This is a genomic window from Paenibacillus sp. EB106-04-04-XG159 (assembly GCF_058791835.1).
Map to the genome: position 1 here is coordinate 125,592 of NZ_JBYTDY010000004.1, position 21,709 is coordinate 147,300.

General features: G+C 47.1%; 15 protein-coding genes. 8 read left to right on the forward strand and 7 right to left on the reverse strand.

What is annotated here, in order from left to right:
* Positions 1-278: 278 nt before the first annotated feature.
* The gene (locus AC3WTP_RS06555) at positions 279-1,094 is read right to left on the reverse strand and encodes a histidinol-phosphatase (protein WP_492393787.1); all 816 of its coding nucleotides are present in this window, start codon (positions 1,092-1,094) and stop codon (positions 279-281) included.
* 43 nt (positions 1,095-1,137) lie between these two features.
* Positions 1,138-2,040 (reverse strand): LysR family transcriptional regulator, encoded by a 903-nt coding sequence (locus AC3WTP_RS06560; protein WP_492393788.1) that lies wholly within the window; start codon positions 2,038-2,040, stop codon positions 1,138-1,140.
* Positions 2,041-2,365: 325 nt separating this feature from the next.
* Here AC3WTP_RS06560 and AC3WTP_RS06565 point away from each other — a divergent pair, with 325 nt between their 5' ends.
* Positions 2,366-3,643: an MFS transporter gene (locus AC3WTP_RS06565; protein ID WP_492393789.1), complete on the forward strand. Its 1,278-nt coding sequence runs from the start codon at positions 2,366-2,368 to the stop codon at positions 3,641-3,643.
* A 78-nt stretch (positions 3,644-3,721) separates the two neighbouring features.
* On the opposite strand, the gene AC3WTP_RS06570 is transcribed toward AC3WTP_RS06565, so the two are convergent.
* From AC3WTP_RS06570 to AC3WTP_RS06580, 3 genes are all read right to left on the reverse strand, one after another.
* The gene (locus AC3WTP_RS06570; protein WP_492393790.1) at positions 3,722-6,400 is read right to left on the reverse strand and encodes a calcium-translocating P-type ATPase, SERCA-type; all 2,679 of its coding nucleotides are present in this window, start codon (positions 6,398-6,400) and stop codon (positions 3,722-3,724) included.
* A gap of 226 nt (positions 6,401-6,626) precedes the next feature.
* Positions 6,627-8,774 (reverse strand): polyphosphate kinase 1, encoded by a 2,148-nt coding sequence (gene ppk1, locus AC3WTP_RS06575; RefSeq protein ID WP_492393791.1) that lies wholly within the window; start codon positions 8,772-8,774, stop codon positions 6,627-6,629.
* Between the two features lie 16 nt (positions 8,775-8,790).
* The gene (locus tag AC3WTP_RS06580) at positions 8,791-10,314 is read right to left on the reverse strand and encodes a Ppx/GppA phosphatase family protein (protein WP_492393792.1); all 1,524 of its coding nucleotides are present in this window, start codon (positions 10,312-10,314) and stop codon (positions 8,791-8,793) included.
* Positions 10,315-10,574: 260 nt separating this feature from the next.
* On the opposite strand from AC3WTP_RS06580, the gene AC3WTP_RS06585 reads away from it, so the two are divergent.
* Positions 10,575-12,140, forward strand: a complete 1,566-nt coding sequence (locus AC3WTP_RS06585) for a Ppx/GppA phosphatase family protein (RefSeq protein WP_492393793.1) — start codon at positions 10,575-10,577, stop codon at positions 12,138-12,140.
* 63 nt (positions 12,141-12,203) lie between these two features.
* Here AC3WTP_RS06585 and AC3WTP_RS06590 read toward each other — a convergent pair whose 3' ends face one another.
* Complete coding sequence (locus AC3WTP_RS06590; protein ID WP_492393794.1) at positions 12,204-13,193, reverse strand: zinc dependent phospholipase C family protein; 990 nt, start codon at positions 13,191-13,193, stop codon at positions 12,204-12,206.
* Positions 13,194-13,597: 404 nt separating this feature from the next.
* Between AC3WTP_RS06590 and AC3WTP_RS06595 the strand changes: the two genes are divergently transcribed.
* Positions 13,598-14,917: a glycoside hydrolase family 125 protein gene (locus AC3WTP_RS06595; protein ID WP_492393795.1), complete on the forward strand. Its 1,320-nt coding sequence runs from the start codon at positions 13,598-13,600 to the stop codon at positions 14,915-14,917.
* 95 nt (positions 14,918-15,012) lie between these two features.
* On the opposite strand, the gene AC3WTP_RS06600 is transcribed toward AC3WTP_RS06595, so the two are convergent.
* On the reverse strand, positions 15,013-16,074 hold the full coding sequence (locus AC3WTP_RS06600; RefSeq protein WP_492393796.1) for a saccharopine dehydrogenase NADP-binding domain-containing protein: 1,062 nt from the start codon (positions 16,072-16,074) through the stop codon (positions 15,013-15,015).
* 375 nt (positions 16,075-16,449) lie between these two features.
* Between AC3WTP_RS06600 and AC3WTP_RS06605 the strand changes: the two genes are divergently transcribed.
* The 5 genes from AC3WTP_RS06605 to AC3WTP_RS06625 all read left to right on the forward strand — a co-directional run bounded on the left by AC3WTP_RS06605 (position 16,450) and on the right by AC3WTP_RS06625 (position 21,703).
* A complete protein-coding gene (locus AC3WTP_RS06605; protein ID WP_492393797.1) occupies positions 16,450-16,899 on the forward strand; it encodes a chemotaxis protein CheX in 450 nt (149 codons plus the stop codon).
* A gap of 28 nt (positions 16,900-16,927) precedes the next feature.
* Positions 16,928-17,704 (forward strand): SDR family NAD(P)-dependent oxidoreductase, encoded by a 777-nt coding sequence (locus AC3WTP_RS06610; RefSeq protein ID WP_492393968.1) that lies wholly within the window; start codon positions 16,928-16,930, stop codon positions 17,702-17,704.
* A 533-nt stretch (positions 17,705-18,237) separates the two neighbouring features.
* Positions 18,238-19,521, forward strand: coding sequence for a DEAD/DEAH box helicase (locus tag AC3WTP_RS06615; RefSeq protein WP_492393798.1), 1,284 nt, complete (start codon positions 18,238-18,240; stop codon positions 19,519-19,521).
* Between the two features lie 61 nt (positions 19,522-19,582).
* Positions 19,583-20,134 carry an STM3941 family protein gene (locus AC3WTP_RS06620; RefSeq protein ID WP_492393799.1) on the forward strand — a complete coding sequence of 184 codons (552 nt, stop codon included), beginning with the start codon at positions 19,583-19,585 and terminating at the stop codon, positions 20,132-20,134.
* 114 nt (positions 20,135-20,248) lie between these two features.
* Complete coding sequence (locus tag AC3WTP_RS06625) at positions 20,249-21,703, forward strand: ABC transporter substrate-binding protein (RefSeq protein WP_492393800.1); 1,455 nt, start codon at positions 20,249-20,251, stop codon at positions 21,701-21,703.
* Positions 21,704-21,709: the final 6 nt, after the last annotated feature.

Here is a 21,709-nt window from a genome sequence, read left to right on the forward strand (position 1 = left end):
TACAGCGTGAGAACCGAGCCTGTTGATCGCGATAACAGGTAAAAACCGTCTTACGCAAGTGCCGAGGAGAGTGGGCGGGGGTATGCGGGTGAGCGCACAGAGCTCAACGAGTGAGTATAACCCGGAATGCCGTTGAGAAATGTATGCGGTACATGTGAATGCGTTCAAGCCTTGAGACTGAGCAACAGTCATCAGCATCGTCGTGTATTCACCCGCAAACGCTCAAATGTCCGAGAGGATACAAGTCTTTCACTTGTATCCTCTCGGACATTCACTTCTTACAGCAATGAAACGGTCTGCTTCACTTTCTGTTTATAATATACCCATGATGTGAATCCAATTTCGATCAGCCTCTGACGCACCTGATTCCATTCGTCGCCAACTCGCTGCGGCTTATGGGCATCTGATCCGAAAGTGACTTCGACCCCGTAATGCAGCGCGCGCTCCAGAATCTCGTCCGATGGATACCATCCGCCGCTAAGCTTCGTTTTGCCTGACGTATTGATCTCGATGGCGACACCGCATTCGCTAATAACTTGCAGCGTCTTATCCAGCACTTCTGGGGCTGCGATATCGGAGAAGGCCGGGTAATTGCCTTTCATCGCATCGATATGTCCTAGAATTTGAAACATACCGCTCTTCGCCGACTCCTGAATCAGCCGATAGTATTCACTTTTAACGGCTAGCTGGCGTTCTGGGCTAAGCCCTTTCCAACGACCTTTATTAAAGATGCTGACACCTTCCGCCTGATGAACGGAACCGATAATATAATCGAACGGATACTTAGCGAGCGTCTCTCGATAGATGTCGACATGCTCAGGAAAATAGTCCGCCTCAATACCAAGCAGCACATCTATGCGACCGGCATATTCCTGTTTCAGCTTAAGCACCTCGTCAACATAGCCGCTGAACTGGCTTTTTTTCATCGTTATATAAGGAAACGGTTGATCTTCATCATGCCCGAAGTACGGGGTGTGATCCGAGATTCCAATTACGTCTAGACCCTCAGCAATTCCTGCTTCAACATAATCGCGGATGGTGCCATCTGCGTGACCGCAGAGAACGTTATGTGTGTGCAAATCGAATTTAGTCATATTGGCGACTCCTTATACAGGTAAGGATTTGTTAGCTTCTTCATTACTCAGAGGCGTAGAATTGATTCTCCGGCATACCCTTCAAATCACTTAAAAATTGCTGCATCGCCGAATTCAGATAACGGCCTGAGCGATAAATAACGCCCACAGGATGAGCGGTTTCCAGTTCCGTAACATGAACCATCTTCAATGAACCGCGTTTCAATTCATTGCTCACGGATAGCTTAGATATGATGCCTGCGCCAAGATTGAGCTCAACCATACGCTTTACTTCCTCACTGCTGGATAGCTCCATCACAATATGCGGTTGGATACTATGCTTGCGGAATGCTTCTTCTGCAAAACGGCGGCCGACAGTATCAGGCGACAGCATGATGAGCGGGATATCCTTCAGCATCTCGATCGTCGCATGTTTATGCTGCGCGAGCGGGTGGCTCGGGTTCACGATCAGCTCAAAGGTGTCGTAATAGAGAACAGAGGATATGAGATTCGGATTGTTATCTAACAGGTATCCAATGCCGATATCAACGGTGCCATTCTCAATCTGCGCAGCTACCTGAGAGGAAGACATCGAGAGAATGCTTGTTTTGATAAGCGGAAATTGGTCTTGAAAGTAAGAAAGAATCCGCGGCAGAATCTGAATCGCAATCGATGTAGTCGTACCCAACACGATATGTCCTTGGGGAATCTGGTTCAGGTCAGTAAGCCTCTGCTTCAGATCCTCTACGGTAGCCAGCACTTTCTCCGCATGCTCAAGAAACACTTGTCCACTGTCCGTTAGCGTAACGGGTTGGTTGCGATCGATAAGCACAGTCTTGAACTCATCTTCCAAGCTCTTAATTTGTGCGGAAACGGCAGGCTGAGTCAAATTGAGCAATTCACCCGCTTTGCGGAAGCTCATCGTTTTCGAGATCGTAATTAACGTTTCCAATTGGCTTAAATTCATGCCTAGTTCCTCCTTCCAATAACAGGTGTAGAATATATTTCAACAGCATGGACCGAGGTTACCGCCATTACTTTAAATTATAGATGAACGAAGGATGAACAGCAATCATGACACAAAGGTTCCATGAGGAGCTATTGCCAGTATTTTGATACTGAATCTTAACAAAAGCTTGAATTGACCTTATAGGGTGATATACAGCAAAATGGTATTGTATGCCAACTTGAGCCGACGACATTCATATTGGATTGCACACAGTCATATTGAACCGATAGTACGCATAATTAAAGAATTGTCGGGAGCATGTTCGATAATGAGGGGGAATGTTATGCAGACAAAACAAGTACGTCATTGGTTGATGTACGATTGGGCCAATTCCGCATTTGCTACAACGATGATGGCGGCTGTGCTGCCCATATATTATGCCACTGTAGCCGCTTCTACAGTCGAGGAACACCTTGCTGCTAGTTATTGGTCCTACACGCAAACGATAGGCATGATACTGGTTGCCATATTTTCACCGTTACTAGGAGCAGTTGCAGATATGTCCAACCGAAGGATGGCATTTTTGCGCGTATTTACATATGTGGGGGCAATTAGCTCTATATTGATGGCATTTACGGGAACTGGCGACTGGATACTGTTATCGATTCTGTTTATCAAGGGAACCATCGGATTTTCCGCGGGCAATACCTTCTACGATGCCCTGCTCCCGTTGATTGCTCCAGAAGACAGACGTGATGAGATCTCTGCGAAAGGATATATGTTCGGTTATATCGGTGGTGGAATTCTGCTGGCAGTCAACATCGTGATGCTCCAAAAATACACCTGGTTTGGATTCCCCGATATGATTGCGGCAACACAAGCTGTATTCATCACTGTCGGCATATGGTGGATTCTATTCTCGCTGCCGCTGTTCCGTACGATGAGGGATCCTGCTCGAACGACTGCTTATTCAGCCTCAACCTATGCGAAGAACGGCTTTGGTCGGGTATTCCGTACATTACGCCAGCTGCCAAAGTACCCGGAATTGTTGAAATACATTATTTCGTTCTGGTTCTTCAATGATGGGATCACCACGATAATTAGCATGTCGGCGCTTTACGGCGCGCAATTGGGCATTAGTTCGACCCATCTGATCGCGGCGCTGCTAATTACCCAGTTTGTTGGTATCCCTTTTACATACCTATTCGCAAGATTTGCTAACAAGCTCGGAACCAAACGTTCACTTTATATATCGCTTAGCATTTATGTTGTAATCGTAATGCTTGGCTATTTCATGCAGACTGCGCTCCATTTCTACATATTGGCGTTCATGGTGGGGATGGTTCAGGGCGGCAGTCAGGCTGTTGCACGCTCCTTATACAGCCAACTAGTGCCGATCGAAAGAACAGCTGAATTCTTCGGGTTCTTGAGCTTATCAAGCAAAGTATCATCCTCCATTGGTCCAGCGGTATTTGGCACGGTCAGCTTGCTGACAGGCTCAACTCGCTTGGCTATCTTATCGATCCTCATCTTCTTCGTCGTCGGCGTGGTCATGCTCCGCTTCGTCGATATCGAGAAGGGCCGTCAAGAAGCTATTGCGAATGAACGGATTGCAAATTGACGTAAATCATCAAGCGACATGAATAAAGGCTGTCTCACCAAACCCACGAGGGTCTGATGAGACAGCCTTATTTTATCCTTATGCTTTGCGAGTCGACATGCGCATAAACAGTTTGATAATTTCCACTATCGGTATGATGCTTATCGCACAGATCGCAACGATGAGCCACTGCTCGCCATTCAACGGCACAACATCGAATAAGTCGTTCATGAACGGCACCAGAATAACCATCACCACCAGCAGACCTGACAGCAGCGACGCGCCATTCATATACTTGTTGGAAAATACACCGATCGAGAATATCGATTTCTTGTTCGAGCGAACGTTGAAGGCATGCGTAAGCTGAATCAGACCGAGTGTAGCAAAGGCCATCGTTACCGCTATGCTTTCTTCATAATGCGTGTGACCCCACCAATAAGCAAATAGGGTTAAGGCCGCCTCTAGAATACCTTGGTACACGATGCCGACACCGACACCGTCGGCAAATACGCTTTCTGACGATTTGCGCGGCTTCTGCTTCATATTATCGGGCTCTGCCTTCTCAAGGCCAAGGGCGAGAGCTGGAAGCGTATCCGTCACTAGATTGATCCAGAGGATATGGATCGGGAACAAGATGGTCCAGTTCAACAATGTCGCAATGAACAACGTCAATACTTCACCAAGGTTGGCGGATAGCAGGAACTGAATCGTCTTGCGGATATTGGCATAAACCTTCCGTCCTTCTTCAACCGCAACGACAATCGTAGAGAAGTTATCATCAGCAAGCACCATATCGGATACCCCTTTTGAAACTTCTGTACCTGTAATACCCATACCTATACCGATATCCGATGTCTTCAAGGCTGGAGCGTCATTGACACCGTCGCCGGTCATCGCCACGATCTTCCCGCGTTTCTTCCACGCCTGTACGATCCGAACCTTATGTTCTGGCGATACACGGGCATATACTGAATACTGCGTAACCTTCTCCTCGAAGTCTTTTTCGCTGATCTTGTTAAGCTCGGTGCCTGTGATAACGCCGCTTTCATCCTGGATAATGTCTAGCTCCTTCGCAATTGCTGCCGCTGTGTCCCGATGGTCGCCTGTAATCATAATCGGGCGAATGCCAGCAGCCTTACATATGCGAACCGCGTCTTTAACTTCTTCGCGAGGAGGGTCGATCATCCCGACGAGACCGATGAAGGTAAGTCCTTGCTCGACAGCATCCGGCTTTAATTCGCTTGGAACTGCTGACTCATCGCGATAAGCAACCGCGAGCACGCGCAGCGCCTTGGCGGCCATGGATTTGTTAGCAGCGGTTATATTTCTCCGGTGCTCATTGGTCATGTCAACGATCTCGCTGTTGACCAGAATCGTGGTGCATCGATCAAGCAGCACATCTGGAGCGCCTTTTGTCATCACACGATATGGGGCATGGCTTCCGTCATTCATCTGATGAATGGTCGTCATCAGCTTGCGATCAGAGTCAAATGGCAGCTCTGCCACTCGCGGATTCTGTTCGTCAAATTGGCGTTTATCGAAGCCATACTTCATGCCGTAATCAACGAGAGCCGTTTCGGTTGGATCTCCGATAAGTGAAACGTTAGCTTCGTTTCCTTCGGCTGATATTTTCGTGTCATTACAGAGTGCCATGACTTGCAGGAAGATTTCGTAGTCAGCCATCGATTGTACAGACTGATCGGACTGCTGCAGGTTCTGACCAATAAAGGCCTGCTGCACCGTCATTTTATTTTGCGTCAGCGTACCGGTCTTATCGGAACAGATGATCTCCGTGCTGCCCAATGTCTCAACAGCAGGGAGCTTGCGGATAATGGCCTTGCGCTTCGCCATCTTCTGAACTCCGAGCGCGAGAATGATGGTGACAATCGCTGGCAAGCCTTCTGGAATGGCGGCCACTGCAAGTGAGATCGAGGTTAACAGCATCTCGAATAGATCGCGGCCTTCCAACATTCCGATTCCGAACATAATGGCTGCAACTACGATAATGATAATCGTGAAATATTTGCCTAATTCGTTCAGCTTCTTCTGAAGCGGCGTGACTTCATCCTCTTCTTGCGAGATAAAGCCCGCGATCTTGCCTACCTCTGTGCTGCCGGCGGTAGCTGTGACGACACCAATTCCGCGACCGTAAGTCACGTTGCTTGTCATATAAGCCATATTTTTGCGGTCGCCGATCACGACGTCAGCCTTGGCAAGCGGCTTAACCTCTTTCTCAACTGGTACAGATTCACCGGTAAGCGCCGCCTCTTCAATCTTAAGGGATGCTGATTCCATAAGTCTGAGATCCGCCGGAATGACGTTGCCGGCTTCCAGCAGCACAATATCACCGGGAACGAGGTCTTCGGCTTTAATATTTTTCGTATGACCGCCTCGTCTAACTTGCGCAAAAGGGGATGACATCTGCTTTAAGGCTGCAAGAGCTTGTTCTGCTTTGCTCTCTTGGATAACGCCAAGAACAGCATTCAGCACAACTACGAACAATATGATGAAGGAATCAGTCCATTCACCAAGCAAGCCGGAAATAAGCGCAGCTATTAGCAGGATGATAATCATGACATCCTTGAATTGAGCAATAAGCTTGGTAAACAGCGATTTGCCTTCACGTTCTTCCAGAACGTTCTTGCCGTATTGCTGCAGTCGTTTGGCGGCTTCCTCTTCAGATAAGCCTTGTTCTGTAGTGTTCAGTGCAGTCAGAGTTTGCTCAATTGTACTCGTATGGAAGGTTACAGTTGATTGCTTTCTTTCGGTATTCTCCAACGCTGTCATCTCCTATTCCTTATCTATTGTGAGTGCAGAGCAGTGAGATTATGTATAACTATGCCGATTCTTACTACCACCTCCTAAGCGGATCCAGATGAATTTTTTGAATGTGCAATTATGGTAATAATTATTATACGGATGATATTGGAATACGAAGCGTAATCCTTCTTCTGTCCATAGAAGTGACACAATTTATTCTGAAGTATGCACAATCTTCACAAGTTTACAGGTTGTATATCGAAGATAGTTCACTGTTGCTGATAACCTGATCTTCTTCTGGCTTAGAAGTTTTGGGAGCATGTCTTGGCTGCAGCTGCATTTCGAATGAAATATTCTGTTTGTTGGAGGTGTCCGCTTCCTGCATAAGCTGCTGTTGCGCGCTAATTCGCTGCCGCGGCTTTACTTTCTGCTTCATATAGCTGCCGTCAGGCTGGAGGTACCAGCTCTTGGCATTGTCCTGCAAATACAGGTCGAGCGTTTCGACAATGTACTGCTTCAAGTCCGTGTGCTCCACAGGGAACAGCGCTTCTACGCGGCGATCCAGATTGCGGGGCATCCAATCTGCGCTGCTTAAGTACACTAATTCCTTGCCGCCATGGTAGAAGTAGAAGATACGAGTATGTTCAAGAAAACGGCCAACGATGCTTTTAACGGTAATATTGTCACTCAATCCTTTAACTCCCGGCCGCAAGCAGCAGATGCTGCGAACGATCAATTCAATCTTTACGCCAGCCTTTGAAGCCTTGTACAACAATTGTATGAGTTTTACATCGACAAGCGCGTTTATTTTAATGACAATTCGTCCTGCATTGCCTTTGTTGGCTGCATCGATCTCAGCTTCAATCAGCTGCTCAATCCGCTTCCGCAGGAAGAGAGGGGCGATGGAGCACTTATTCAAGCTCGATGGAACAGAAAAGCCGGACAGCATGTTGAAGATCGTTGACGCATCGCTGCCAATCTGCGGATTAACCGTCAGCAAACCCATATCAGTGTACAGATTCGCGGTGACGTCGTTGTAATTGCCCGTACCGAGATGGACATACCGATTGATTCTGCCTTCCTCGCGGCGAACAATAAGCATCAGCTTCAAGTGAGTCTTAAGACCGACTAATCCATAAATAACGTGACAACCAGCTTGCTCCAGGCGCTTAGCCCAATGAATGTTATTTTCTTCATCAAAACGCGCCTTGATCTCAACGAGCACCGTAACTTGCTTCTTATTCTCCGCGGCTTCGATGAGTGCGGCTATTATGGGTGAATTGCCGGATACGCGATAGAGCGTCTGCTTGATCGCAAGCACATCCGGATCTTTCGCGGCTCGTTTGATAAGGTCAACGACAACCTTGAAGCTGTCGAATGGATGATGAAGCAGACGGTCGTCTTCTCTGATCCAAGCGAGCAGATCTTCATCAGGTGCAATGGGTAAGCACGGTTTGAATGGTTTATCGCGCAGATGATCATAACCAGGCAGCTGTACGACTTTGAATAGGAATGTCAAGTCAAGGGGGCCATCAACCTCGTATATGCCTGCTTCCGGCTCATCTTCACCTTCCTGCGTTATCATGCGAATAAGCTCTTGAGAGGTTTCATGTTCCACTTCGAGTCTAATTACATTACCCCAGCGCCGCATCTTTAAGGATTGCTCAATCTCCTTCAATAGATCTTCAGCAGCATCTTCATCCAGATCCAGGTCCGCATTGCGCGTTATTCGATAAGCACTCATTTCTTGAATTTCATATCCGCTGAACAATTCATCCATATGAAGCTTGATGACATCCTCCAACAGCACAAACTCCTGCATGGGGCCTGCAGAAGGAAGCTCGACCAATCGAGAGAGAACTTCTGGGACAGCTACAGTCCCGAAGACGATCTCGCTATCTTTCGGATCCTGAATGACCAGCCCTATGTTTAAGCTTCGGTTCTGAATAAGGGGGAATGGCCGGCTCTGATCCACTACCATCGGAGTCAGCACGGGAAATACTTGTTCGATAAAATAGCTTCGTAAGAACTGCTTCTCCGCCATGGTAAGACTATGCGGACGCTTCAAGTTGATGCCTTCCTCACGTAATTTGATACGCAGGTTCTTATACAGCTTGTATTGATCGGCTGTCAACTGTTTAGACAATTTTACGATGCCTGAAAGCGTCTCCTGGGGGGTGGAGCCTGATTCATTGGCTTTGCTGTATTCAGCTATAATCTGGTCTGCGACTGAAGCCGCGCGAACCATAAAGAATTCATCCATGTTGGAGCAGCTTATCGCGAGAAATTTGCATCTCTCTATTAAAGGATTGGACTTGTCGCGTCCCTCTTCCAGAACTCGGCGTTGGAACGCTATGGTGCTCCATTCCCGATTAAGCAATGTCTTATTCATCTGTCTTGATCCTCCCTTAACGTTCCAAAGCAATTGCATAACCGCTGATCTGTTCAAATAGCTGGCTCTCTTGCATGAAGGCCCATGCTTCTAATTCAAGACTGCCTTCATATACAGGCTTAACGCTCAGTCGGTCTCCATTTTTCAATATTACGCGTATGTCCTTAATCTGCTGACGATGTGAGCAATCAAGCGCATTTGCCAGCTTCAAGATTGAAGTCAATCTCGCTAAGGTCAGATTCTCTTCATCCGTATAATCGGAACGAATCGGTATCTGTACGCCGCGAGGATGGTATAGAGCCATACTGGCTATCAAGTCCTTCTGATTATCGGTCAGACCAAGGAAGTCCATAGATTGCAGGATGTGATAAGAATTGACCTCATGTCCTTCCTGCGCGATAAACTTGCCGACATCATGCAGTATAGCCGCCAGCTGAAGGCACAGCGCATGCGACGCATCCAGATGGAATAGTCTGCCGCATGCTTTAAACAGCTTCATAGCGATCAGCATAACGTTAAGGGAATGATCCAGATCCAGACGATAACGGGCGGCAGTGTTCATCGCTATGGCGAGAATATCTTCCGTGTAATTCTGATCCGGCATCATTCCAAGGCGTTCCGCCGCGATCTGATGAAGCAGTCCATGGCGAAGAGAAACGTCCGGAAGGATCACGTGTTCCGCTTGAGTAGCTTTCCAGAATTCAGACATGATAATGCTGGTTGGAATAATCTGCTCAGCTCGCTCTTCACCAACCCGAAACTGCTGCGCAAGCTTGAGAATTCCGGATTGTACAATGTCGCGATGATGACGCAAGAAGGATTCGCGACCGATCGTGCGGATGCTGGAACCTTCATCTCCCCATTTATAAGCAATAGATGAGGATTCGCCGCCCAACACGAGGTAATGTGGAATGGTGAGCCCTTCAAAACGCTGCAGCAGCAGCGAGATCTGACTCTCAATAAATTGCTGTACGATATTCGTGAATTGTAGCGATTCGCCGCGAAGCGAGTCCAGTACTTCATTAATCTTCAGAATGCCGATACGGACGTACTCGGAGAAACGGAGTCTGCCGTCCGCATAGAGGCTTAGCTGGACCCCTGCACTGCCCATTTCAACGACAAGCAAGCCTTCGCTGCGGAAGGTTGACATCGCCGGAAGTCCATAATGAAGAGCTTGATAGGTTAAATGACGTTCAACTGAGCGGTCGATTAATTCAACCTGAATGGGTGTGGCTTGCTTAACATGTTCGAGGAAATATAGACGATTGCTTGCTTCACGGACTCCGCTTGTAGCGCAGGCGCGATAATGTTTGACGCCATAATCTTTCATAAGCTGGGACATCTGATTGAGGGAACGGCACACACTGAACATAGCTTCTGATCGGATGCGACCAGTTGTAAATGTATTATCGCCAATGGGGGAATCCAGCTTGACATCCTCCAGCACTCGCAGTTCACCAGGACGTTCTACTTCGGCGATGAGCATCTTAATAGAATTAGAGCCGATATCAATGCCTGCTGCGATGATCGGTTTGCTCATAGTTACTATTCCCTTCTTTACGTATAAGTCTGTTAGGTATAATATTTATCTGGCTTCTACGCTAAGTTTGAAATAATTTGACAAAAACAGGGTATGCTTCTAGGTTAATGCATAAGGGATGTTTCGGTCAAAGATTAATAATTTCTTCATAATACACATTTCTGTACAGCGTATGGTTAGATTAATGCTTTGTATGATTAAAACATTATAATGGTATTACCCCAATGTATCGTAACTATAAGCGCAAGGAGTGATGGGAAATGCGGGAATCAGATAAGGCTGCTCCTCGGCAGCTTCGCCATATTGGAATAGTGGATGTAGGCTCCAACTCCGTTCGGTTTATGCTGGCGGAAGTACATCGTGACCTATCCTTTCAGGTCGTAGATCAATGGAAAGAAGTGCTTCGGCTCGGCGATGAGTATGAAGCGGATGGGTCGATCCCTTCTCATAAAGTTGACAAACTGATCGCGACGGTGATGCTGTTTAAGCGTTTAGGCGACAGCTATGAAGGCTGTGAGATCGTAGCTGTAGCTACTGCGGCGATGCGCAAAGCGACCAACGGTCAAGCGATTGTCAAGCAGATTGAACGAGTGACAGGCATTCATATGAGGATCATCAACGGTGAAGCGGAAGCTTATCTGGATTACTTGGCAGTCGTATCTACGATGAATGTGAAAGACGCGCTCATGCTCGATATCGGCGGCGGTTCGCTGGAGCTTGTACTGATTCGTGATCGCGAGCAGGTACATAGTGTAAGTTTGCCTGTAGGGGCCTTAACGCTGGCAAATGACTATCATGTGAAGGAAGCGTTGGAACCGGAAGAAGAACGCCGGATTATGGAGGCTGCTGATCAGATGATGCTGGAGGTGCCATGGCTGCAGGAAGCAGCAGGGCTGCCGTTGATCGGTGTCGGAGGCACGATGCGAACGCTTGCGAAGATAGATAAGCAAGAGAGAAAGTATCCGATCGATTCTTTGCATCATTATGAGATGAGTCGCGATTCGGTTGAGAAGTGGCATAGCCGACTGAAGCCGATGACGCTGCAGCAGCGTGAAGCGGTACAGGGGCTGTCGAAGGATCGAGCCGATATCATTATGGGTTCCTTTACATGGATTATGCATTGGATGAACAAGCTGGAGCTTACTAAGTTAATTGTCAGCGCCAAGGGCGTGCGCGAGGGCGTATTGTTTGATGTGCTGCGCGGCGAAGGGCTGGTCATCGAGGAACCGTTGAAATTCTCGATTCACAATCTGATCAATCGCCTGCACTTGAACAGAGGGCATGCGAAACAAGTGTATAGGCTGATGCAGTGGCTATACACAGGCCTGGAACGTCTGCACGGCTTGGGCCCGGATTGGCAGCCTGTCGTGCAGACGAGTGCGCTCCTGCATGAATGCGGCGTAGCCATTCATCATCTGGAGCGGGAGCGCCACGCGTTCTATATGATGATGAACGCGGATCTGTATGGGTTAACGCCGCGCGAGCTCATATTGAGCGCGTTTGCGGCGTCGATGGACCGGAAGCAGAAGGTTAATGATGCCTGGAAGGCATATGATTGCCTTCTGCTTCCGGAAGACAAGCAAGCGGCGCGCACGCTCAGCTTGCTGCTGCGTTTAGCGATAGCTTTGGACCGCACGAAGACTGCGTCTGTGCGGTCGGTTCGGTGTGACATCGGCGCGCACGATGTCACGATCTATGTGCAGGCGGACACATCGCTGATGCTTGAGGTGTCCGAGGCGTACGCCCTGCGGGCGAGCTTCCGCAAGCTGCTGAAGCGGGAGCTCGTTATCGTGACGGAGGTTACACCGCCGTCCGTCGCGAAATAACAAGAGCCGCAAGGCGCTGCAGATGCATGGAATCATGCGCTGCAGACCTTGCGGCTCTTTATTTTATTTCGTCCAGATCACATCTTCGAGGATGATCGGACGATCATGGGTGAGCGGCAGACCGGTCTCATACGAGCAGTTGCCGATTGCAGCCGCCATAGCGGCGTGAGCTTCCTGCACAGCAGGGGACGTATCGGCACCGTTTGTGGCTACTGAGCCACCGGAACCATTGGAGCCGCTGACCTGCCAATACTGCTGCACGGCGCTAAGCACGCGCTGCGCCTCATCCGCCGCCTTATCCCACATGTCCCAGACACTCGTCGTGTACGTTTCACCTGTACCGGTCGGGTCCAGCCATGGCCTGCGCGCTTCATTCATAACGTCATACGGCGCTATTCGCCGCTTATAGACGAGCGCCTCCATCTGGCCAAGCGTAACGACTCGTTTCCATCCATGTGGATCATGGAACAGCTTCTGCGCGCTGATCATGTCGCGATTGGCTCTGTTCCATGCCGAGCGCGGCACTTGCCCGTGAAATGAAGGGAAGTATCGCTGTATAACGCGCTCAAAGGCATTTATAACGGGCTCGGGAAAGGTTCCGCCTGTATCAATTTGCTTCCATACCGGGGTATTCCACGTTTCAAGCCCCAGCTTGCGCTTAACGACATGAGTATCCATCAGCACCTCGAAGCGTTGATGATCCCACTTGCGATTACCCGAGCGAAGAAATACGTAGGGATGCATATTGCGATCCAACACATTATGCATCACGAAGCCAAGCATATATACAGCATATTCTCGATTGTTAGTGTCAGCGTGCATTATGAAGTCCATCAGCACAGGTCCGCAAGCTTCGGTGTGCATCGCACTGCCGATTCGATTCATCGTCTTATCCTTTTTCCACGGCAGAAAGTTATGATAGAACAAAAAGTCAGGTCCTTGACAGCCCAGATAGAACAGATTGCGGAGCTCCCGCTCTTCGATCCAACTCGACATGCCGGCAGCGTTCATAGCTTCATCGCCGAATAGGAGATGAGTCCATATGTTTGGCATCGTAAGACCTCCTAGTGAGGGTGATATACTTACTTCGAATTGTTGCCTCAAGATAAAGATGGAGTGAATTGGCATAGTTGTCAACAGCAAGATCTCAAATTGTCCGTGAGCCTGCTTTGAATATGCTAGTGTACGAGGTTTATTTTTCCATATAATAAGTCTAGTAACAGCAGTCGTTTCCTTGTAAACTAGGAGGTGCCACAGGTTTTGATAGCGGTATCACTATGTTTGCGATTAAGGTAATCCGTCAGTCTCTGGGCGAAGGGACTATGAATGCGGACAGCTCTCTAGGATGCGATCAGCAGAATGGGGGCTGGAACGATCTTATCCGATCTTGTCCGTACACGTGGCGTTATTTCGACATCACAACACCAATGACAAGAAAGAAGAGGAGAATACATTTCATGGAACAATTCCGACTGCCTAAGATTGATGTGCCGGCATTTGAGATGCCGGAAGCGGTAAAGCAAGTTCTTGCAGAAGCAGAAGCTGCGCTTGCTCACCGTCCGAAGCTCTTGAACCAATTCAAAAACTGCTTTCCTAATACGTTGGAAACAACGACCAAGCTGCTTGAAGATGGAACGACGTTCGTTCTAACCGGCGACATTCCAGCGATGTGGCTGCGCGATTCCGTTGAGCAGGTTATTCACTATGTACCATTTGCGAAGCATGATAAAGATCTGCAGCGTATTATCGGCGGTCTGGTAAAGCGCCATATGTTCTACATTAATCTGGATCCATATGCGAATGCATTTAACGAGTCAGCGAACGACTGGCACTGGGATGCAAACGATCAGACTGACATGTCTCCATGGGTATGGGAGCGCAAATACGAGCTGGATTCCATGTGCTTCTCGATCCGCCTCGCCTATACGTACTGGAAAGAAACGGGGAATACAGACATCTTCGATTCCAACTTCAAGTCGGCAATGCGCAAGATCGTAGATGTATGGAAGACAGAACAGCACCACTTTGAGAAATCGCCGTACCGTTTCCACCGTGTGAACTGTCCGGACATCGATACGCTCCGCAATGACGGAATGGGCATGCCTGTAAACTACACAGGAATGACATGGTCCGGCTTCCGCCCAAGCGATGATGCATGCGATTTCCATTATAATATTCCGTCGAACATGTTCGCGGTTGTGAGCTTGCGTCAGATGCAGGAGATCGCGCGTTACGGCTTCCGCGATGAGCTGTTCGTAGCAGAGATGAAGAAACTGGAGAAAGAGATTGACCACGGTATTCAATTGTACGGTATCGTGAACCATCCGGTTTACGGCAAGATGTATGCATTTGAAACAGATGGATATGGCAATCATGTGCTGTTGGATGATGCGGGTACGCCAAGCTTGATGTCCATTCCTTATATCGGGTATACAACTGCTGATGATCCGATCTATCTGAATACGCGCCGCTTCATTCTCAGCAAGGAGAACCCTTACTACTTTGAAGGAAAAGCCGCTAAAGGTATGGGAAGCCCACATACACCGGACGGCTACGTATGGCATATGGCACTTTCGATGCAGGGCTTGACTGCTACTACGGATGAAGAAGTTCGTGAGATGATCCAAGTGCTGGAATCCACAGATGCTGATACAGGCTTCATGCATGAAGGCTTCTTGGCGGATGATCCTAACGTGTTCACACGTCCATGGTTCGCATGGTCGAACAGTCTCTTCTCCCAATTGGTTTACAAGGCGATGAAGGCTAACTTGCTATAATTGTCATTGAATAAAAGATAAAGAGTGTTCCAAGGTCGTTTTCGGCTTCTGGGACACTCTTTTTTTGAATTTTGCTCTATTAAATGTAAAATGGTTTACTTCTCCACTTCTTCGATTACTATGTGGGGACAGTTTATTTCGGATAGCACTTCATCTAAATTCGTTATTTCAAAAGGGCAAACTACACCTTTCACATGTTTTTGTTGAGCAATCTTAGCTATTGAAGCCGTAACCATTGCTGTTGTATGATAATCAGAAAAAGTGGATAAAGATATTATTTTTATCTTCTCCTTGTTATCCATTATTCCTTTTACCTCAACCGTAAGAAGGGTATCTTCCTGTTTATCAGGATTGTGTTTGACGACTTTAGCTAGAAATTGATTGTTAAATTTATGTATAATATTAAAAAATCCAATTCGTCTTAGCAAGGATATCTGTTTATTGAAAGGATTAACATTCCAAGCAGTCCAGTAGTTAATAGGATTAGTTATTAGTTTATCGTTTAATAAGATTTTCTCTGGATGGTCTATAAGTCTGACTTCTTTATCTTCAAGATGATTAAGAAAATGCAGCTTTCTTTTTTTAGTAAATCCAGCTATAACTTCGCTTCCAAATGTCACTTGTTGAGAAATTAATGTTAACATATCTAAGATTCCAGATACTCCTACACTAGCATTCGTATTTTGTAATAGCCCAACGTTTACCTCTGTTACTTCTTGAAAATTAGAAATAGCTTTTTTCACCATCAAACCTGATAATCCAGGAAAATATCCCGACATTACAATAGAACCTGCCTCATTATCTTCTGCACTTTGATTTAAGAGGTTAACTTTCTCTACAAAATCATAAAACGGTGTGACATCTATACATAATATCTTCTGATCTATACAAGTCTTCTGAATATGTGGGAACTCCTGTTTTAACACAACTACCACAATGTCCATATCCTTAACTGCGTGCTTTATACTTTCTTCATCATTTACATCTAAATATTGATAATCAACTTCTTGATCAAACGAACGTGCTAACTGTTGCCCTCTATCGGTTTTATAGTCTGTTACGATTAATTTTATTTGATGATCAAATATTCGCAGTAACTCGATACAAACTAATTTGCCAAGGACTCCAGATGCCCCAACAACTATAATTTTCTTCATGAACCTTAATGCCTTCTCTCCATAGGAAATAGGTCTCGTCAATTTCAACGATACCTTCAAATTTACACCCTCCATATCCTACTGTATCAGATTCTTTAGATTAATAACGGTGTTCATACTAGAAATAACTAATCTTTTCTACACTCAAAAGCTCATCTGGTCCCTTCAAAAAACGTCGTTTTATGTCGTATTTAGCGGGTTCAGAATGGATTCAGAACGAAGATAAATAATGAATATTTTTAGAATTTTTTTCGATTCATGAAAAAACGTGTGGAGTTTTGTAGTATTTATTCAGTATAATAGTCTGCATATAGTTTGTTGCTTAGGACACTTGATTCATGTTGTTTATTGTCGGAAAGGGGCGAAAGTCTCATAATGAAAGCCGAATGGATTCAACCTTTTCTTCAATCGGCCTGCAATGTCATTGAACAGGTGATGCAGGTTCGACCGGAGCGAGGGGAGCTTGAGATGGTAGCTTGGAACGGGGCACATGATCTTAGCATTCAGATAGGTCTAAGTGGACATCTGGATGGCCATGTCGCATTTGGGCTTAATAAGTCTGTGGCAATACGAATGGCTTCAGCTATGATGGGCGGATATCCATTGGAATCTTTGGATATGATGGGTGAGAGCGCAATATCGGAGCTTGGCAATATGATAAGTGGAAATGCGTCCACCATGCTATCCAATCAAGGCATCATGGTAGATATTACGACTCCGCAGTTAATCATCAATGATACGCTGTCGCCTAGCAGCGTAAATGCGATGGCTGTTCCGCTGTTATTGAAAGATATCGGTCGCTTTGATATTTTAATACGTGGGTAAATAATCGAAAGCGAGTCGAATGTTAATGATGAATTGGAATGGGGCTGTCATCATAGTGACGGGAGCTTCCAGTGGAATCGGTGCATTGATCGCGCAGTATGCAGCCGATAAGGGCGCATATCCGATTCTGGCGGCGAGATCGCTGGATAAGCTTAAGCAAGTGTCAAGCATGATCTCGGCCCCTCATGAATGTATTCAGATGGACGTGAGGGATGCTAGGCAGGTGTCACGACAGTTTCAATATATTCTGGAGAAGCACGGACGAGTAGATATATTAGTCAATAACGCAGGCTTTGGACTTTTTGAGCGTGAGCTTGATCTAGGGCTGGAGCAGTATGAAGCGATGATGGATGTCAATTATATGGGGGTTGTGCGCTGCACGAAGGCAGTATTGCCATCGATGCTTGCTCGCCGCAGCGGCCACATTGTGAACATTGCTTCAATTGCAGGCAAGGTTGGTTCGGCTAAGTCTACCGCTTACGCCGCTTCCAAGCACGCGGTGTTGGGATATACGAATTCACTGCGCATGGAGCTGAGCGGAAGCAGTGTAGCTGTGTCTGCGGTCAATCCTGGACCGATTGATACACCGTTCTTCGATACGGCAGACCCGTCTGGAAGCTATAAGAGCAACCTCGGAAAGTTCATCATGCCGCCGGAGAAGGTTGCTCGACATGTCATTCGTGTGATGGAGACGCGCAAGCCGGAAGTGAACCTGCCTTGGATGGCATCGGCGGGCACGAAGCTGATGCAGCTGTTTCCTCGGTTGACGAGCCGCGCTGCGGAACGAATGCTGAATAAGAAATAAATGAAGGGGCTGTTTCGCCTAGGTTTTCTGTACCAGGCGGAAAAGCCCCTTTTTTCATATTTGATGGGTGCTGGTGCTTTCGGCACCCTCATTTGTGGCGAGCTGAGACGTAGAAAATCGACGTTTTAGCCCGCCAGGCCCTATTTCATATATAGAGATGGAATGGTTATGTTCTACAAATCATTTACTTCTATATATGAAATGTTCTCAGAATACGATGTACAACAAATTTCGTTGTACATAAAAATTCCACAGAAATCGCATAACAGTTATATTTCGACTGATCATGCGATCTAAGAGGTTTTTTCCCCGTTACAGCGTGCGAAACTTGCAAGTTAGGTGAGATAACGGGGAAAAACCGTGTTACAGAGTCGAGGCCATGCAAGGATGGTAAGGCTTGCGCGATCTAACAGTTTTTTCCCGTTACAGCGTGCGAAACCCGCTATGTGCACCTCACTTCGTGAAAAGTTGGTGCGGCAGCAGCAATTTCGATATAATAAAATGAAGACTTCTAATGAGAGGAACGATGAAATATGACCGTTTCATTTACGGATTATAATTTAGCTCCGGGTTTGGCTGAAAAGCTGCAAGCCCGAGGAATAGATAAACCTTCACCTGTACAGATGGAGGCGATACCAGCAGCGTTGAATGGCAGCGATGTCATCGCGCAATCTCAAACAGGGACAGGCAAGACCTTTGCTTACTTGATGCCCGTATTATCGCGCATGGATTGGGATCAGCGCACGCCGCAAGTGGTTATTGTCGCGCCGACGCAAGAGCTTGCGATGCAGATTGTTCGAGAGGCGGAAGCGCTCGGCACTGAGCTCGGTCTTGTAACGGCGTCGCTTATCGGCGGAGCCGCGCTTAACCGTCAGCTCGACAAGCTGAAGCAGCGTCCTCAGCTAATCGTCGGGACTCCTGGACGCATACGTGAGATTATCGAGATGAAGAAGCTGAAGATGCACGAGGTGCGCACGATCGTCATCGATGAGGTAGACCACGTGCTTCAGAAGAGCGGTGCGCGAGATACCGAAACAATCTTGAATCGCGCCCAGCGCAGCCGTCAATTGTTGTTCTTTTCTGCAACATTGCCGCAGGAAGTTAATGCCCTCGCGGCGAAATGGATGAATGAGCCCGTCCAGATCGGCATTGAGCCGGATAAGCGCGTAGCAGATACGATTGAACATCTTATGTTTGTCGTAGAGGAACGCGAGAAGATTGATATGCTGAGACGCTTGGTTCGACTATGGGAACCTAAAAGCGCTATCGTATTCGTGAATGATTCGCAGCAGATTGGCGAATGGGAAGCAAAGTTGAAATATGCCCATTTATCTGTCGGCTCGCTGTATGGGGATGCCCCCAAGCAGGAGCGCGTCAATGTGCTGCGCCGTTTCCGCGACGGCGAGTTCCAACTGCTGCTGGCGACGGATGTAGCTGCACGCGGCTTGGATATTCCTGAGCTTCCATACGTATTCAGTTTGCAGCCGGCGATTGACGCCGAGCACTACGTGCATCGTGCGGGCCGCACAGGACGAATGGGGCGCAAGGGAGTATCAGTCAACCTGATTACAGAACGAGAACGCTTTATTATGCGAAAATTTGAACGTGCCCTGAATATTTCGATTGCGGAAAAAGTTTATTCAGGCGGCAAGCTTGTTAAGCCTGAGGACAAGAATACAGCTAAGCAGCGTATGCGTCCTCAAGCAGCTCCAACTCCTGCTCGTGACAAATCGGCAGAACGCCACCGTGAACGCAAGAATAAAGGTGCGCCTAAATGGTTGAAGTCAAAGCAGAGCGACGGCATGAAACGTTCATAAAAGCAATAGATCATGGGAAATGTTAGTGATGATCGTCCATGGAAACGGGAGGAATGTTTCAATGTGGCCGAAAAAGCGTAAAGCTCAAGCTCAAGTAGATGAGCAGGTTCTGGTAATGGCGAGCAGCAAGAAGATGGTGCTCGTCTTTATCGGTTCGCTGCTGCTCGTCTTAGCTTCTGTGTGGCTGGTGACCTTTCAAGAAGGCAACACCGTTTGGAACATAGTAGGTACTGTTACGGCTGTCACTTTCGGAATAGCGATGATATACGCGCTCTTTCGGTTAGTGAAGCCGAAGCCGGCTATCATTGTGAATGCTGAGGGCTTTCAAGATCAAACAACTACGTTAGGCAGCAAGACATTTATCCGCTGGACGGAAGTAGAAGAATTGTTCTTGTATGACTATATGGGACAGCGATACTTGGGAGTTCGGCTGCGGAATCCAGAACATTACATCACGACACAGGCGGCTTGGAAGCGCCCTATGATTCAAGCGAACCTCAATCTGGTACGAGCTTCTATCAACATTCCTCAGTCTGCCGTCAATGTTTATTTGGAGCAGCTGTTGACGATGATGCAGCGGCGCTGGATCAAGGCGAACAAGGTGATTAAGTAACAATCGTATGTATTAAGTTACAGTTGTGTGGTTGATAATTGAAAAACTTCCCTATATACTCTATCATTGGAAAATGAAGAAAATGTTGAAGAATGAGAGAGGGGGAAGTAAGTTTTGCATAAGCACAAATGGTACAGATTGTTGACGATTTGCCTAGTTATAGTAATGCTGAGTGGATGTATGAAAGAGAAGCCGGTTATAGAGGAATTGGCGGAAGATGGCTCAGGCAAGCTGCGGGTTATGTATTGGGATGAAGAACAATTCTATCGAGATTACGGATCCTACTTTACAATAGAACATCCGAATATCGAAATTGAAGTTGTCAGCATGAACTCTATGTATGAAAACAGTCAAAATGAGAAGGAACCTGCTGATCCACAAAAGAAATTGCTTGACCTCATCGATAAAGAGAAGCCGGATGTGATCATGACGGATCTTCAAAACATGAAGAAGCTAGTTGATGCAGGCAAGCTGTATGATTTAGACCCTATTGTTCAACAAGAAAAGTATAATCTGGATGATATCTTGCCAGGCCTGATCGATCTGATCCGAGAACAGGGGAATGGCGGACTTTATGGTCTAGCACCTAAATATTATACGCAGGTCATGTTCTATAATGCCGACCTGTTCAAAGAGCACGGCGTTGAGGTGCCGCGCAATCAGATGAGCTGGAAAGAGGTAATGGAGCTCGGCGCTCGATTCGGCAAGATAGGATCTGGCGAAGATCAAATATACGGACTTGCTAATCAATACCGAACTTCAGCTGATATCCTATTGGAGATGGCAAGAGCCTCTAATTTACAACTGGTAGATGCGCGTGGTGAAAAAGTGCTGATTGATTCACCAGCTTGGCGTGAAATGTTCAACACGGTTGTCAATGCGGTTAATAATAATGCCATTCAAGTTGTGAAGCGTGACCAGAACGGTGAGTACAGCTATTCATCTAACGATTCCGCATTTATGAACGGCAAAGCGGCTATGTCTATGGAGAGTTTGTGGATGGCGCAGCAGCTGGAAAACATGTCTCGCTGGAACCCGGAGATGAAAGCATTTGATTGGCAGATGGTAACGATGCCTGTAGATCCGAACTCACCGAACGAATCAGTATATGTAAGCTCTCATCAGGTGTTTGCTATTAATGCGGAAGCGACTAACAAACGGACTGCGTGGGAACTGATCAAATTTGTTAACGGTCCTAAAATGGCCAAAGCATCAGCTAAGATTACAAGCGGTGAATTGCCGACACGAATAACCTATACTAAAGAAATATCTGGAAGAAGTGCTGAGGCCGCAACGATGTTGAGACCGAAGCTCAATACAACAGATATGTATACGGTGTTTGCTGAGCAGAAAATCTCATATGAATTCTTCCAAACCATGAATACGAGTGTCGTGAAAGCAATCGATGATATGATAGCAGGAAAATCTGCTGACGAGGTGCTGCCAGCGCTGCAACAGGATCTTCAAGTAAAGCTTGAGGAAGCGAAGAAGGCTGGTGCAAAGCAGGCTGAGAATGCAGGAACTGCTGGTGAAGGCGGCGGTTCTGTGACCGTAACACCTTCAGGATAATGAGTA

Excerpts from the sequence above, each read along its gene's own strand:
- AC3WTP_RS06555 (WP_492393787.1), bottom strand. The coding sequence starts at position 1,094 with ATGACTAAATTCGATTTGCACACACATAACGTTCTCTGCGGTCACGCA.
- AC3WTP_RS06560 (WP_492393788.1), bottom strand. The coding sequence starts at position 2,040 with ATGAATTTAAGCCAATTGGAAACGTTAATTACGATCTCGAAAACGATG.
- AC3WTP_RS06565 (WP_492393789.1), top strand. The coding sequence starts at position 2,366 with ATGCAGACAAAACAAGTACGTCATTGGTTGATGTACGATTGGGCCAAT.
- ppk1 (WP_492393791.1), bottom strand. The coding sequence starts at position 8,774 with ATGAATAAGACATTGCTTAATCGGGAATGGAGCACCATAGCGTTCCAA.
- AC3WTP_RS06580 (WP_492393792.1), bottom strand. The coding sequence starts at position 10,314 with ATGAGCAAACCGATCATCGCAGCAGGCATTGATATCGGCTCTAATTCT.
- AC3WTP_RS06585 (WP_492393793.1), top strand. The coding sequence starts at position 10,575 with ATGCGGGAATCAGATAAGGCTGCTCCTCGGCAGCTTCGCCATATTGGA.
- AC3WTP_RS06590 (WP_492393794.1), bottom strand. The coding sequence starts at position 13,193 with ATGCCAAACATATGGACTCATCTCCTATTCGGCGATGAAGCTATGAAC.
- AC3WTP_RS06595 (WP_492393795.1), top strand. The coding sequence starts at position 13,598 with ATGGAACAATTCCGACTGCCTAAGATTGATGTGCCGGCATTTGAGATG.
- AC3WTP_RS06600 (WP_492393796.1), bottom strand. The coding sequence starts at position 16,074 with ATGAAGAAAATTATAGTTGTTGGGGCATCTGGAGTCCTTGGCAAATTA.
- AC3WTP_RS06605 (WP_492393797.1), top strand. The coding sequence starts at position 16,450 with ATGAAAGCCGAATGGATTCAACCTTTTCTTCAATCGGCCTGCAATGTC.
- AC3WTP_RS06610 (WP_492393968.1), top strand. The coding sequence starts at position 16,928 with ATGAATTGGAATGGGGCTGTCATCATAGTGACGGGAGCTTCCAGTGGA.
- AC3WTP_RS06615 (WP_492393798.1), top strand. The coding sequence starts at position 18,238 with ATGACCGTTTCATTTACGGATTATAATTTAGCTCCGGGTTTGGCTGAA.
- AC3WTP_RS06620 (WP_492393799.1), top strand. The coding sequence starts at position 19,583 with ATGTGGCCGAAAAAGCGTAAAGCTCAAGCTCAAGTAGATGAGCAGGTT.